Below are 10,922 nucleotides of genomic sequence, written 5' to 3'. Positions count from 1 at the left end.
GTGAATCGGTTCCGTACTATCTGTACTGTCTGCGGCTTCGTCGCCTTGTCCTGATTTAAATTTAATCCACTATACAATAGGGTTGATCTACTCGTTTTTTGATACGGACTCTGCCGTCATTCCCACGCGTGGGTATGACGGGATGGCGGGGTCTTATTGGAATCCGCCCTACATTGCAAAGATGAAAACAAAGGTCGTCTGAAATCCCCATCAACCACTTTCAGACGACCTTTATCCAGATTAAGGAATCGCATCATGTCCCTTCCCGTATTAGCAGTTACCTCCGGCGAGCCTGCCGGTATCGGCCCCGATATTTGTTTGGATTTGGCGTTTGCCGAGTTGCCGTGCCGCCCCGTCGTTTTGGGCGACAAAGACCTATTGGCGCAGCGGGCGGAGATGTTGGGCAAAAACGTTGTCTTGAGGGATTTTGTATCAGGTAATGCCGATAAAGCCCCGTTGTGCCATGGGGAATTGGAAGTTTTGCATATTCCGCTTGACGCGCCTTGCGAAGCCGGCATGCTCAATCCCGCCAATGCGCGCTATGTCTTGCAACTGCTGGATACGGCATATCAAGGCATTACCGAAGGCATATTCGACGGCATGGTAACCGCGCCGCTGCACAAAGGCATCATTAACGATGCAGGTGCGGGGGGCGGATTCTTTAGCGGACATACCGAATACCTCGCCGAAAAAAGTCAGACGGAACAAGTCGTCATGATGTTGGTAGGCGGTGGGCTGCGCGTCGCTTTGGTTACGACCCATTTGCCGCTGCGCGCGGTTGCCGATGCCGTGACGCAGCCGCTCGTCGAGTCTGTCGTCCGTATCTTGAACGCCGATTTGCGAGACAAATTCGGCATTGCCCAACCGCATATCCTGGTTACCGGATTGAATCCGCACGCGGGCGAGGGCGGACATTTGGGACACGAAGAAGCCGACATCATCATCCCTGCGCTGGCCCGCCTCAAAAGCGAAGGCATACACGCCAGCGGCCCATATCCCGCAGACACGGTGTTTCAGCCGTTTTTGCTGAAAGATGCCGATGCCGTTTTGGCGATGTATCACGATCAAGGTCTGCCGACGTTGAAATATGCCGGTTTCGGACAAGGCGTCAACATTACGCTCGGACTGCCATTTATCCGTACCTCCGTTGACCACGGTACCGCGCTGGATTTGGCGGGAACAGGCAAAGCCGCCTCCGGCAGCCTGATTGAAGCTGTCCGCACCGCTTTGGAAATGGCGGCAGAAATCCGCAAAAAACAGCGTTAAACAAGACGGAATGCCGTTAAAAAGGTCGTCTGAAACCCGATTCCGTTTCAGACGACCTTTTTATTCAAATCCCGTTATTCGTATTTTTCACAACGGATGGCAGAATCTTCGCAGAACATCGCCGAATTTTCCGCATTGCAGGCATGGCGGACGGCGCGGCGCGCTTCCCATTCGTTTTTCCCCGAAGCCTCAAACAACTTTTGGAACGGCTTGACGCTGCACACATAAATACGGTTCGAGTTGCGCGAACCCGATAAGATAATGCGTTCCAAACTAGCGACGCGGGCTTCTAAAACCTCGATTCTTTCCTCCAATTCGGCAACCGAAGCCGCATTGGCCGCAGGCAAAACAACGGCAAGCAACAGGGCAAAGAAAGATTTTTTCATGGTATATCTCTACGGCAGTTACAAAAACGGTATATTGTATAGTAAGTTCACTTTTAATAGGCGCAGTATTCCCTTGTTTTGTTGAAGCCGCCCGCGAAAAAATAAACCATTTTTTGAGAAAATTTATTTTGTTTTTTATTTCACTATTTGTAACTCTTTTTCACTTTTTAAAAAGCGACGTCACCGTCGCTTTTTATTTTACCAGTTACATATGGCCAGCTCGCCGCTTGTTTTACCGGTTTTGTCTCTGCCAACCGTATAGGCAAGCTCAAGCTGTGTGATGCGGAAGTCTTTGAACAACTCCCTTATATCTATAATTTGCGAGAATCAGGCGGGTTTGCTCGTCTAATTCGATCGGTGCGGGTGCAGTTGCTTCGTTAAATTCACTAATGCCTCGTCTAGGTCTGCCAAGCACGCCTGCATGTCTTCTATTTCGGTTTGCAGGTCTGCAATGGTTTCGCGGCGTTCGGAAATGCTCGGCAATTCTTCGTTTCCCCATTTTGAACCGATGGCGGTTTCAATGGTTTGCATAATTCGGCTGTGAACCGCATCGGGGACGAAGTAACAAAGTGTGCTTAATGTACGGTCTTCTCCATGGCTGAAAAAATTGCCTGATAAGAATTCGCCGTGTGCCGCGCGGAAGCCGGAGAAAATCCAGTTTTCGCGCAATGTACCGTATTCCTTTCTGCCTATTGTGTGGGTTTCAAGCTCATTTAAAGGCATATTGTTGTAACTCGGTATTTCAATCGCGGCGTTTTCGCCGAAACCGCGCCGTTCGCTCGTCAAGAGGTCAATCAAAATCTGTTCTGCCTGTTTGCTCTCGGCGGCAATATGTTCTTTCAGTAATAGGCTAAAATCCGTCTTGCTTACGGGCATGTCGCGCAAGCGTTTGATTTCGCTTTTCAATTTTTCAATTTGCCCCGCCACATCTTCACGTTCCTTACGGATTGCGGCGGCCTGATTTTGAAAGGCTTGTAGTGCAGATTTTGCAGATTCAATGGCTTTTGTTTTGTTCATGGTGTTTGGTCTTTCATCGGTAGTTCGTCAAATGAATACAGGCTTTCACGGCCTGATAATAGGTTACATCGGGATGTTGCTTTTGATATTCTCGGGCTAAATAATCCAGCTTTTGCGATTCGTTTTGGAAGATTGGCAGTTTGGATTCGGAAAAATCAATATCCATTTCAAATGTGATGTATGGTGTGGATATTTCAGAAAAATTCAGCGGTTCCATACCTTTAACAGCTGGATTATTCAAAAAGGCAATGTGATTCAGTTTTAGGCCGCTGGGAAAGGGGTCAAACCCTGCTGAAACGTGCCTATACATGCCTTTTCTTACCATGCTCAACAATTCTGCAGTAATAAAGGCATTGGCATACAGATTTTTGCCGTCAAATTCCAATTCATGAACTAGTCCAAGCGGCTTTAACCCTTTGGGGAATTTCCCAATTTCGCGGTATTCGCCATGCCCGATAAACAAAGCGGCGCGGCCATTGGTGCGGCTGTTGTGTTCGTCGGCAATATCTTTCAGCATTTGCGCGGAAAACTGGCGACGCCGTCCTTTAGAATCCCAGTGCGTTCCCACACGGAAAATCTGAAAGCGTTTCAGAGATAAATTCATTTCAACCTACTTTTAAAATTCGGTAGACTTGTTGCAATGAAATACCGTATTTAGAGGCTAATTCACCACGCGAATAATTACCTGTTTCAAAATCGGAAATGATTGAAAGACGGCGTTCTTCGGACGAATTTGAATGCCCGGTTCTAAAGTAAATCAGTTGTCCGCCAAAGGTTTCAGATATGCCGTCCGAAACGGCCAAAGCTGCCGCAGCAACAACCGATTTAGGAACGGCGCGCTGATTTAAAACTTCGGTTACTTTATCGGCAATGTAGGTTAAAACTTCATCACCTTTGATATTTGTTCTTGATTTACTGCCCATTTTCAAATTCCTGTTTTGAGAATTAAAGTTTCCCCGCCGCCTGTAATATTCAAGCCATGAATCGGGTAGATGGCCGCTGCATTTTTGTCAGAATGCCTTGCCACTAATTTATTAATACAAATTAAAATCCGCCAAAGGCTTATTCTTTTAATCTATCCCTATCTTCTGAAATCATCGGATAGTCAGTTGTTCGATTGGGGGTACAAAAAGCGTATTGCCGGAATTCCTAGAGAATCAGCGCAATGCGCTTTTTCTCTTTTATTTCAAATAAAAATCCAAGCGTTCGCGCAATGCCGAATTTAATGATTTCCCATTGTCGTATTCGCTGAATTCAACGCATGTTTCAGGCATTTCCGCAAAATCCAAAGCGTGAACAAACAAAGCACGGTCACGCGGCATCAGGCGGCCTTCCCGAATCAGGTTCTCAACAAATTCCGCATTATCCGCATGCAGTTTGCCCCATTTTTCCCTTGCCTGTTTGTCATGGAAAGCCGCTAATTCCGCCTGTGCTGTTTTAGCCCGAATTTCCGCTTCACGTCGGGCTTTTTGTGCTGCTTCTAAGTAGTTGTTCATCAAAATTTCCCTTTCCTATCGCCATTTAACGCATATTAAAGCGATATTCAGGCGATTGCGTTTTAAAGCGCATTAAAAAAACAGCCCATACCGTTTTCAGGTATGGGCTGTTTATACAATCCGGATTATTCGCAATTCCAAGACAGGCTTTGTTCCAGTGTTTCGGCGGCAAAATGCAGCGTATTGAATAACTGTTCTTCCCGCTTGTCGCCGCCGCGTGAATAGCAGGACATAGCCGCCAACATATCGGCAATATGCGCTATCTGCCGGTATGCCGCTTCGTTCAGCTTGTAAATATTATTTTGGCCGTCATACAGGCATTGCGGCGCATCGGAATCTTGGAAGTTTTTCAGGGTATCGGTTTGAGAGGTTTTCATGATATGGCCTTTCTATTCTTATCGGTTGATGCCGCCTTTCCGTTCCTACACGGTGGGGCGGCAGACAAAGGGCAAGGAGTAGGAAACCGGCAGAATAGAACCGGTGGGCAGATGCCCGCCTTGCCCCTGCCTACCATAAGAAAAAGGCACACTAGGGGAAATGCAAACGTAAAAAATCCGCATCTTGTTTGGACTGAAGCCAAACCAATCAGGCGGTGTTTGCCTATTCTGTATCAGCTTCCTACGGCTGGCTGCTCTATTGAAAGCAGCGGATTCATTATTATGCGCTTGCGCTGAAAAGTCAAGCGGTATTTTGCAGCAAATTTGAAAACGGACGATGTCGAGCGTTTTGGGGAATGTTTGGGAGGCAAATCTTTGCCGACGTCGGCAAAGATTCAAATGTATAACGCTGGTGTTACGTTTCCTGATTTGGCTGTAAGTATGCAAAACGGACGCTGGCGTCCGTTTTGATACGCCAATCAAAACAAATTACCCGATGTCGGATAATTTGCCCAAATGTGCCGATGTCGTCACATTTGACCTATTTGCCTTGTATTTTTGGAACTGCTTAAATCCGCCGTTTTCAGGCCTGTTTGCATTCAGACGGCCTAAGTTGCGTTTTGTACATTTCCCATCGGTCAGGCGCGTTCCTGACCGACTTAAAAACGATTTTGCCGTCGGTTTCGGATTGCAAATCGAAAAGGAAAGCGCAAAAGTTGCGCCGGTGCAACTTTTGCTTATCTCAAACGGCTGTTTCACGCGTCTGAAGCGAAACCGCATTCAAGTTTTTAGCCGTGAAAATTTTCCGACGTCGGAAACTTTGGGCAATCTATTTTAAAAATGGACGTCATGTCCATTTGTAGGCTGTGATTATTGTCGGAAATTACCATCCGGCGGGTATTTGTCCAAATGTGCCGCCGGCGGCACATTTGGACAAATACCCGCCGGATGGTAATTTCCGACAATAATCACAGCCTACAAATGGACATGACGTCCATTTTTAAAATAGATTGCCCAAAGTTTCCGACGTCGGAAAATTTTCACGGCTAAAAACTTGAATGCGGTTTCGCTTCAGACGCGTGAAACAGCCGTTTGAGATAAGCAAAAGTTGCACCGGCGCAACTTTTGCGCTTTCCTTTTCGATTTGCAATCCGAAACCGACGGCAAAATCGTTTTTAAGTCGGTCAGGAACGCGCCTGACCGATGGGAAATGTACAAAACGCAACTTAGGCCGTCTGAATGCAAACAGGCCTGAAAACGGCGGATTTAAGCAGTTCCAAAAATACAAGGCAAATAGGTCAAATGTGACGACATCGGCACATTTGGGCAAATTATCCGACATCGGGTAATTTGTTTTGATTGGCGTATCAAAACGGACGCCAGCGTCCGTTTTGCATACTTACAGCCAAATCAGGAAACGTAACACCAGCGTTATACATTTGAATCTTTGCCGACGTCGGCAAAGATTTGCCTCCCAAACATTCCCCAAAACGCTCGACATCGTCCGTTTTCAAATTTGCTGCAAAATACCGCTTGACTTTTCAGCGCAAGCGCATAATAATGAATCCGCTGCTTTCAATAGAGCAGCCAGCCGTAGGAAGCTGATACAGAATAGGCAAACACCGCCTGATTGGTTTGGCTTCAGTCCAAACAAGATGCGGATTTTTTACGTTTGCATTTCCCCTAGTGTGCCTTTTTCTTATGGTAGGCAGGGGCAAGGCGGGCATCTGCCCACCGGTTCTATTCTGCCGGTTTCCTACTCCTTGCCCTTTGTCTGCCGCCCCACCGTGTAGGAACGGAAAGGCGGCATCAACCGATAAGAATAGAAAGGCCATATCATGAAAACCTCTCAAACCGATACCCTGAAAAACTTCCAAGATTCCGATGCGCCGCAATGCCTGTATGACGGCCAAAATAATATTTACAAGCTGAACGAAGCGGCATACCGGCAGATAGCGCATATTGCCGATATGTTGGCGGCTATGTCCTGCTATTCACGCGGCGGCGACAAGCGGGAAGAACAGTTATTCAATACGCTGCATTTTGCCGCCGAAACACTGGAACAAAGCCTGTCTTGGAATTGCGAATAATCCGGATTGTATAAACAGCCCATACCTGAAAACGGTATGGGCTGTTTTTTTAATGCGCTTTAAAACGCAATCGCCTGAATATCGCTTTAATATGCGTTAAATGGCGATAGGAAAGGGAAATTTTGATGAACAACTACTTAGAAGCAGCACAAAAAGCCCGACGTGAAGCGGAAATTCGGGCTAAAACAGCACAGGCGGAATTAGCGGCTTTCCATGACAAACAGGCAAGGGAAAAATGGGGCAAACTGCATGCGGATAATGCGGAATTTGTTGAGAACCTGATTCGGGAAGGCCGCCTGATGCCGCGTGACCGTGCTTTGTTTGTTCACGCTTTGGATTTTGCGGAAATGCCTGAAACATGCGTTGAATTCAGCGAATACGACAATGGGAAATCATTAAATTCGGCATTGCGCGAACGCTTGGATTTTTATTTGAAATAAAAGAGAAAAAGCGCATTGCGCTGATTCTCTAGGAATTCCGGCAATACGCTTTTTGTACCCCCAATCGAACAACTGACTATCCGATGATTTCAGAAGATAGGGATAGATTAAAAGAATAAGCCTTTGGCGGATTTTAATTTGTATTAATAAATTAGTGGCAAGGCATTCTGACAAAAATGCAGCGGCCATCTACCCGATTCATGGCTTGAATATTACAGGCGGCGGGGAAACTTTAATTCTCAAAACAGGAATTTGAAAATGGGCAGTAAATCAAGAACAAATATCAAAGGTGATGAAGTTTTAACCTACATTGCCGATAAAGTAACCGAAGTTTTAAATCAGCGCGCCGTTCCTAAATCGGTTGTTGCTGCGGCAGCTTTGGCCGTTTCGGACGGCATATCTGAAACCTTTGGCGGACAACTGATTTACTTTAGAACCGGGCATTCAAATTCGTCCGAAGAACGCCGTCTTTCAATCATTTCCGATTTTGAAACAGGTAATTATTCGCGTGGTGAATTAGCCTCTAAATACGGTATTTCATTGCAACAAGTCTACCGAATTTTAAAAGTAGGTTGAAATGAATTTATCTCTGAAACGCTTTCAGATTTTCCGTGTGGGAACGCACTGGGATTCTAAAGGACGGCGTCGCCAGTTTTCCGCGCAAATGCTGAAAGATATTGCCGACGAACACAACAGCCGCACCAATGGCCGCGCCGCTTTGTTTATCGGGCATGGCGAATACCGCGAAATTGGGAAATTCCCCAAAGGGTTAAAGCCGCTTGGACTAGTTCATGAATTGGAATTTGACGGCAAAAATCTGTATGCCAATGCCTTTATTACTGCAGAATTGTTGAGCATGGTAAGAAAAGGCATGTATAGGCACGTTTCAGCAGGGTTTGACCCCTTTCCCAGCGGCCTAAAACTGAATCACATTGCCTTTTTGAATAATCCAGCTGTTAAAGGTATGGAACCGCTGAATTTTTCTGAAATATCCACACCATACATCACATTTGAAATGGATATTGATTTTTCCGAATCCAAACTGCCAATCTTCCAAAACGAATCGCAAAAGCTGGATTATTTAGCCCGAGAATATCAAAAGCAACATCCCGATGTAACCTATTATCAGGCCGTGAAAGCCTGTATTCATTTGACGAACTACCGATGAAAGACCAAACACCATGAACAAAACAAAAGCCATTGAATCTGCAAAATCTGCACTACAAGCCTTTCAAAATCAGGCCGCCGCAATCCGTAAGGAACGTGAAGATGTGGCGGGGCAAATTGAAAAATTGAAAAGCGAAATCAAACGCTTGCGCGACATGCCCGTAAGCAAGACGGATTTTAGCCTATTACTGAAAGAACATATTGCCGCCGAGAGCAAACAGGCAGAACAGATTTTGATTGACCTCTTGACGAGCGAACGGCGCGGTTTCGGCGAAAACGCCGCGATTGAAATACCGAGTTACAACAATATGCCTTTAAATGAGCTTGAAACCCACACAATAGGCAGAAAGGAATACGGTACATTGCGCGAAAACTGGATTTTCTCCGGCTTCCGCGCGGCACACGGCGAATTCTTATCAGGCAATTTTTTCAGCCATGGAGAAGACCGTACATTAAGCACACTTTGTTACTTCGTCCCCGATGCGGTTCACAGCCGAATTATGCAAACCATTGAAACCGCCATCGGTTCAAAATGGGGAAACGAAGAATTGCCGAGCATTTCCGAACGCCGCGAAACCATTGCAGACCTGCAAACCGAAATAGAAGACATGCAGGCGTGCTTGGCAGACCTAGACGAGGCATTAGTGAATTTAACGAAGCAACTGCACCCGCACCGATCGAATTAGACGAGCAAACCCGCCTGATTCTCGCAAATTATAGATATAAGGGAGTTGTTCAAAGACTTCCGCATCACACAGCTTGAGCTTGCCTATACGGTTGGCAGAGACAAAACCGGTAAAACAAGCGGCGAGCTGGCCATATGTAACTGGTAAAATAAAAAGCGACGGTGACGTCGCTTTTTAAAAAGTGAAAAAGAGTTACAAATAGTGAAATAAAAAACAAAATAAATTTTCTCAAAAAATGGTTTATTTTTTCGCGGGCGGCTTCAACAAAACAAGGGAATACTGCGCCTATTAAAAGTGAACTTACTATACAATATACCGTTTTTGTAACTGCCGTAGAGATATACCATGAAAAAATCTTTCTTTGCCCTGTTGCTTGCCGTTGTTTTGCCTGCGGCCAATGCGGCTTCGGTTGCCGAATTGGAGGAAAGAATCGAGGTTTTAGAAGCCCGCGTCGCTAGTTTGGAACGCATTATCTTATCGGGTTCGCGCAACTCGAACCGTATTTATGTGTGCAGCGTCAAGCCGTTCCAAAAGTTGTTTGAGGCTTCGGGGAAAAACGAATGGGAAGCGCGCCGCGCCGTCCGCCATGCCTGCAATGCGGAAAATTCGGCGATGTTCTGCGAAGATTCTGCCATCCGTTGTGAAAAATACGAATAACGGGATTTGAATAAAAAGGTCGTCTGAAACGGAATCGGGTTTCAGACGACCTTTTTAACGGCATTCCGTCTTGTTTAACGCTGTTTTTTGCGGATTTCTGCCGCCATTTCCAAAGCGGTGCGGACAGCTTCAATCAGGCTGCCGGAGGCGGCTTTGCCTGTTCCCGCCAAATCCAGCGCGGTACCGTGGTCAACGGAGGTACGGATAAATGGCAGTCCGAGCGTAATGTTGACGCCTTGTCCGAAACCGGCATATTTCAACGTCGGCAGACCTTGATCGTGATACATCGCCAAAACGGCATCGGCATCTTTCAGCAAAAACGGCTGAAACACCGTGTCTGCGGGATATGGGCCGCTGGCGTGTATGCCTTCGCTTTTGAGGCGGGCCAGCGCAGGGATGATGATGTCGGCTTCTTCGTGTCCCAAATGTCCGCCCTCGCCCGCGTGCGGATTCAATCCGGTAACCAGGATATGCGGTTGGGCAATGCCGAATTTGTCTCGCAAATCGGCGTTCAAGATACGGACGACAGACTCGACGAGCGGCTGCGTCACGGCATCGGCAACCGCGCGCAGCGGCAAATGGGTCGTAACCAAAGCGACGCGCAGCCCACCGCCTACCAACATCATGACGACTTGTTCCGTCTGACTTTTTTCGGCGAGGTATTCGGTATGTCCGCTAAAGAATCCGCCCCCCGCACCTGCATCGTTAATGATGCCTTTGTGCAGCGGCGCGGTTACCATGCCGTCGAATATGCCTTCGGTAATGCCTTGATATGCCGTATCCAGCAGTTGCAAGACATAGCGCGCATTGGCGGGATTGAGCATGCCGGCTTCGCAAGGCGCGTCAAGCGGAATATGCAAAACTTCCAATTCCCCATGGCACAACGGGGCTTTATCGGCATTACCTGATACAAAATCCCTCAAGACAACGTTTTTGCCCAACATCTCCGCCCGCTGCGCCAATAGGTCTTTGTCGCCCAAAACGACGGGGCGGCACGGCAACTCGGCAAACGCCAAATCCAAACAAATATCGGGGCCGATACCGGCAGGCTCGCCGGAGGTAACTGCTAATACGGGAAGGGACATGATGCGATTCCTTAATCTGGATAAAGGTCGTCTGAAAGTGGTTGATGGGGATTTCAGACGACCTTTGTTTTCATCTTTGCAATGTAGGGCGGATTCCAATAAGACCCCGCCATCCCGTCATACCCACGCGTGGGAATGACGGCAGAGTCCGTATCAAAAAACGAGTAGATCAACCCTATTGTATAGTGGATTAAATTTAAATCAGGACAAGGCGACGAAGCCGCAGACAGTACAGATAGTACGGAACCGATTCAC

At 47.1% G+C, this 10,922-nt stretch carries 18 protein-coding genes; 9 read left to right on the top strand and 9 right to left on the bottom strand.

The genetic code is table 11. From position 1 onward, the window contains the following. Nucleotides 1–116: 116 nt before the first annotated feature. Nucleotides 117–257 carry a hypothetical protein gene (locus AC5M9B_RS03090; RefSeq protein ID WP_321178173.1) on the bottom strand — a complete coding sequence of 47 codons (141 nt, stop codon included), beginning with the start codon at nucleotides 255–257 and terminating at the stop codon, nucleotides 117–119. Here AC5M9B_RS03090 and pdxA (AC5M9B_RS03085) point away from each other — a divergent pair. Next, complete coding sequence (pdxA, locus tag AC5M9B_RS03085; RefSeq protein WP_070654400.1) at nucleotides 256–1,266, top strand: 4-hydroxythreonine-4-phosphate dehydrogenase PdxA; 1,011 nt, start codon at nucleotides 256–258, stop codon at nucleotides 1,264–1,266. The two genes, AC5M9B_RS03090 and pdxA (AC5M9B_RS03085), sit on opposite strands and share 2 nt — an antisense overlap. A 74-nt stretch (nucleotides 1,267–1,340) precedes the next feature. On the opposite strand, the gene AC5M9B_RS03080 is transcribed toward pdxA (AC5M9B_RS03085), so the two are convergent. The 6 genes from AC5M9B_RS03080 to AC5M9B_RS03055 form a co-directional block, all read right to left on the bottom strand. Continuing rightward, a complete protein-coding gene (locus AC5M9B_RS03080) occupies nucleotides 1,341–1,652 on the bottom strand; it encodes a hypothetical protein (RefSeq protein ID WP_070654401.1) in 312 nt (103 codons plus the stop codon). Between the two features lie 345 nt (nucleotides 1,653–1,997). Then, on the bottom strand, nucleotides 1,998–2,669 hold the full coding sequence (locus AC5M9B_RS03075; protein WP_204788542.1) for a hypothetical protein: 672 nt from the start codon (nucleotides 2,667–2,669) through the stop codon (nucleotides 1,998–2,000). A gap of 13 nt (nucleotides 2,670–2,682) precedes the next feature. Then, the gene (locus AC5M9B_RS03070; RefSeq protein WP_107859985.1) at nucleotides 2,683–3,273 is read right to left on the bottom strand and encodes a phage protease; all 591 of its coding nucleotides are present in this window, start codon (nucleotides 3,271–3,273) and stop codon (nucleotides 2,683–2,685) included. Between the two features lies 1 nt (nucleotide 3,274). Then, nucleotides 3,275–3,592: a Mor transcription activator family protein gene (locus AC5M9B_RS03065; RefSeq protein WP_060974894.1), complete on the bottom strand. Its 318-nt coding sequence runs from the start codon at nucleotides 3,590–3,592 to the stop codon at nucleotides 3,275–3,277. A gap of 258 nt (nucleotides 3,593–3,850) precedes the next feature. Then, the gene (locus AC5M9B_RS03060; protein WP_060974895.1) at nucleotides 3,851–4,165 is read right to left on the bottom strand and encodes a hypothetical protein; all 315 of its coding nucleotides are present in this window, start codon (nucleotides 4,163–4,165) and stop codon (nucleotides 3,851–3,853) included. 125 nt (nucleotides 4,166–4,290) lie between these two features. Then, on the bottom strand, nucleotides 4,291–4,542 hold the full coding sequence (locus AC5M9B_RS03055; RefSeq protein WP_070749308.1) for a hypothetical protein: 252 nt from the start codon (nucleotides 4,540–4,542) through the stop codon (nucleotides 4,291–4,293). A 496-nt stretch (nucleotides 4,543–5,038) separates the two neighbouring features. Between AC5M9B_RS03055 and AC5M9B_RS03050 the strand changes: the two genes are divergently transcribed. Further along, nucleotides 5,039–5,380: a hypothetical protein gene (locus AC5M9B_RS03050; protein WP_487648238.1), complete on the top strand. Its 342-nt coding sequence runs from the start codon at nucleotides 5,039–5,041 to the stop codon at nucleotides 5,378–5,380. Nucleotides 5,381–5,542: 162 nt separating this feature from the next. On the opposite strand, the gene AC5M9B_RS03045 is transcribed toward AC5M9B_RS03050, so the two are convergent. Next, the gene (locus tag AC5M9B_RS03045; RefSeq protein WP_487648238.1) at nucleotides 5,543–5,884 is read right to left on the bottom strand and encodes a hypothetical protein; all 342 of its coding nucleotides are present in this window, start codon (nucleotides 5,882–5,884) and stop codon (nucleotides 5,543–5,545) included. A 496-nt stretch (nucleotides 5,885–6,380) separates the two neighbouring features. On the opposite strand from AC5M9B_RS03045, the gene AC5M9B_RS03040 reads away from it, so the two are divergent. The 6 genes from AC5M9B_RS03040 (at nucleotide 6,381) to AC5M9B_RS03015 (ending at nucleotide 9,582) form a co-directional block, all read left to right on the top strand. Continuing rightward, the gene (locus AC5M9B_RS03040) at nucleotides 6,381–6,632 is read left to right on the top strand and encodes a hypothetical protein (RefSeq protein WP_070749308.1); all 252 of its coding nucleotides are present in this window, start codon (nucleotides 6,381–6,383) and stop codon (nucleotides 6,630–6,632) included. A gap of 125 nt (nucleotides 6,633–6,757) precedes the next feature. Beyond that, on the top strand, nucleotides 6,758–7,072 hold the full coding sequence (locus AC5M9B_RS03035; RefSeq protein ID WP_060974895.1) for a hypothetical protein: 315 nt from the start codon (nucleotides 6,758–6,760) through the stop codon (nucleotides 7,070–7,072). 258 nt (nucleotides 7,073–7,330) lie between these two features. Next, a complete protein-coding gene (locus AC5M9B_RS03030; RefSeq protein WP_060974894.1) occupies nucleotides 7,331–7,648 on the top strand; it encodes a Mor transcription activator family protein in 318 nt (105 codons plus the stop codon). Nucleotide 7,649: 1 nt separating this feature from the next. Then, on the top strand, nucleotides 7,650–8,240 hold the full coding sequence (locus AC5M9B_RS03025; RefSeq protein ID WP_107859985.1) for a phage protease: 591 nt from the start codon (nucleotides 7,650–7,652) through the stop codon (nucleotides 8,238–8,240). A 13-nt stretch (nucleotides 8,241–8,253) separates the two neighbouring features. Then, nucleotides 8,254–8,925, top strand: coding sequence for a hypothetical protein (locus AC5M9B_RS03020; RefSeq protein WP_204788542.1), 672 nt, complete (start codon nucleotides 8,254–8,256; stop codon nucleotides 8,923–8,925). A 345-nt stretch (nucleotides 8,926–9,270) separates the two neighbouring features. Beyond that, nucleotides 9,271–9,582, top strand: coding sequence for a hypothetical protein (locus AC5M9B_RS03015; protein ID WP_070654401.1), 312 nt, complete (start codon nucleotides 9,271–9,273; stop codon nucleotides 9,580–9,582). A gap of 74 nt (nucleotides 9,583–9,656) precedes the next feature. Here AC5M9B_RS03015 and pdxA (AC5M9B_RS03010) read toward each other — a convergent pair whose 3' ends face one another. Next, nucleotides 9,657–10,667, bottom strand: a complete 1,011-nt coding sequence (gene pdxA, locus AC5M9B_RS03010) for a 4-hydroxythreonine-4-phosphate dehydrogenase PdxA (protein WP_070654400.1) — start codon at nucleotides 10,665–10,667, stop codon at nucleotides 9,657–9,659. Between pdxA (AC5M9B_RS03010) and AC5M9B_RS03005 the strand changes: the two genes are divergently transcribed. Beyond that, on the top strand, nucleotides 10,666–10,806 hold the full coding sequence (locus AC5M9B_RS03005; RefSeq protein WP_321178173.1) for a hypothetical protein: 141 nt from the start codon (nucleotides 10,666–10,668) through the stop codon (nucleotides 10,804–10,806). The genes pdxA (AC5M9B_RS03010) and AC5M9B_RS03005 overlap by 2 nt on opposite strands. Nucleotides 10,807–10,922: the final 116 nt, after the last annotated feature.

It is taken from the genome of Neisseria flava, from assembly GCF_982712965.1.
Note: the sequence above shows the minus strand (reverse complement) of the source record. Positions and strands in the feature narration are given on the sequence as shown.

What these genes read in the sequence shown, in the direction of transcription:
- pdxA (WP_070654400.1), top strand. Translation starts at nt 256, where the DNA reads ATGTCCCTTCCCGTATTAGCAGTTACCTCCGGCGAGCCTGCCGGTATC.
- AC5M9B_RS03090 (WP_321178173.1), bottom strand. Translation starts at nt 257, where the DNA reads ATGATGCGATTCCTTAATCTGGATAAAGGTCGTCTGAAAGTGGTTGAT.
- AC5M9B_RS03080 (WP_070654401.1), bottom strand. Translation starts at nt 1,652, where the DNA reads ATGAAAAAATCTTTCTTTGCCCTGTTGCTTGCCGTTGTTTTGCCTGCG.
- AC5M9B_RS03075 (WP_204788542.1), bottom strand. Translation starts at nt 2,669, where the DNA reads ATGAACAAAACAAAAGCCATTGAATCTGCAAAATCTGCACTACAAGCC.
- AC5M9B_RS03070 (WP_107859985.1), bottom strand. Translation starts at nt 3,273, where the DNA reads ATGAATTTATCTCTGAAACGCTTTCAGATTTTCCGTGTGGGAACGCAC.
- AC5M9B_RS03065 (WP_060974894.1), bottom strand. Translation starts at nt 3,592, where the DNA reads ATGGGCAGTAAATCAAGAACAAATATCAAAGGTGATGAAGTTTTAACC.
- AC5M9B_RS03060 (WP_060974895.1), bottom strand. Translation starts at nt 4,165, where the DNA reads ATGAACAACTACTTAGAAGCAGCACAAAAAGCCCGACGTGAAGCGGAA.
- AC5M9B_RS03055 (WP_070749308.1), bottom strand. Translation starts at nt 4,542, where the DNA reads ATGAAAACCTCTCAAACCGATACCCTGAAAAACTTCCAAGATTCCGAT.
- AC5M9B_RS03050 (WP_487648238.1), top strand. Translation starts at nt 5,039, where the DNA reads ATGTCGGATAATTTGCCCAAATGTGCCGATGTCGTCACATTTGACCTA.
- AC5M9B_RS03045 (WP_487648238.1), bottom strand. Translation starts at nt 5,884, where the DNA reads ATGTCGGATAATTTGCCCAAATGTGCCGATGTCGTCACATTTGACCTA.
- AC5M9B_RS03040 (WP_070749308.1), top strand. Translation starts at nt 6,381, where the DNA reads ATGAAAACCTCTCAAACCGATACCCTGAAAAACTTCCAAGATTCCGAT.
- AC5M9B_RS03035 (WP_060974895.1), top strand. Translation starts at nt 6,758, where the DNA reads ATGAACAACTACTTAGAAGCAGCACAAAAAGCCCGACGTGAAGCGGAA.
- AC5M9B_RS03030 (WP_060974894.1), top strand. Translation starts at nt 7,331, where the DNA reads ATGGGCAGTAAATCAAGAACAAATATCAAAGGTGATGAAGTTTTAACC.
- AC5M9B_RS03025 (WP_107859985.1), top strand. Translation starts at nt 7,650, where the DNA reads ATGAATTTATCTCTGAAACGCTTTCAGATTTTCCGTGTGGGAACGCAC.
- AC5M9B_RS03020 (WP_204788542.1), top strand. Translation starts at nt 8,254, where the DNA reads ATGAACAAAACAAAAGCCATTGAATCTGCAAAATCTGCACTACAAGCC.
- AC5M9B_RS03015 (WP_070654401.1), top strand. Translation starts at nt 9,271, where the DNA reads ATGAAAAAATCTTTCTTTGCCCTGTTGCTTGCCGTTGTTTTGCCTGCG.
- AC5M9B_RS03005 (WP_321178173.1), top strand. Translation starts at nt 10,666, where the DNA reads ATGATGCGATTCCTTAATCTGGATAAAGGTCGTCTGAAAGTGGTTGAT.
- pdxA (WP_070654400.1), bottom strand. Translation starts at nt 10,667, where the DNA reads ATGTCCCTTCCCGTATTAGCAGTTACCTCCGGCGAGCCTGCCGGTATC.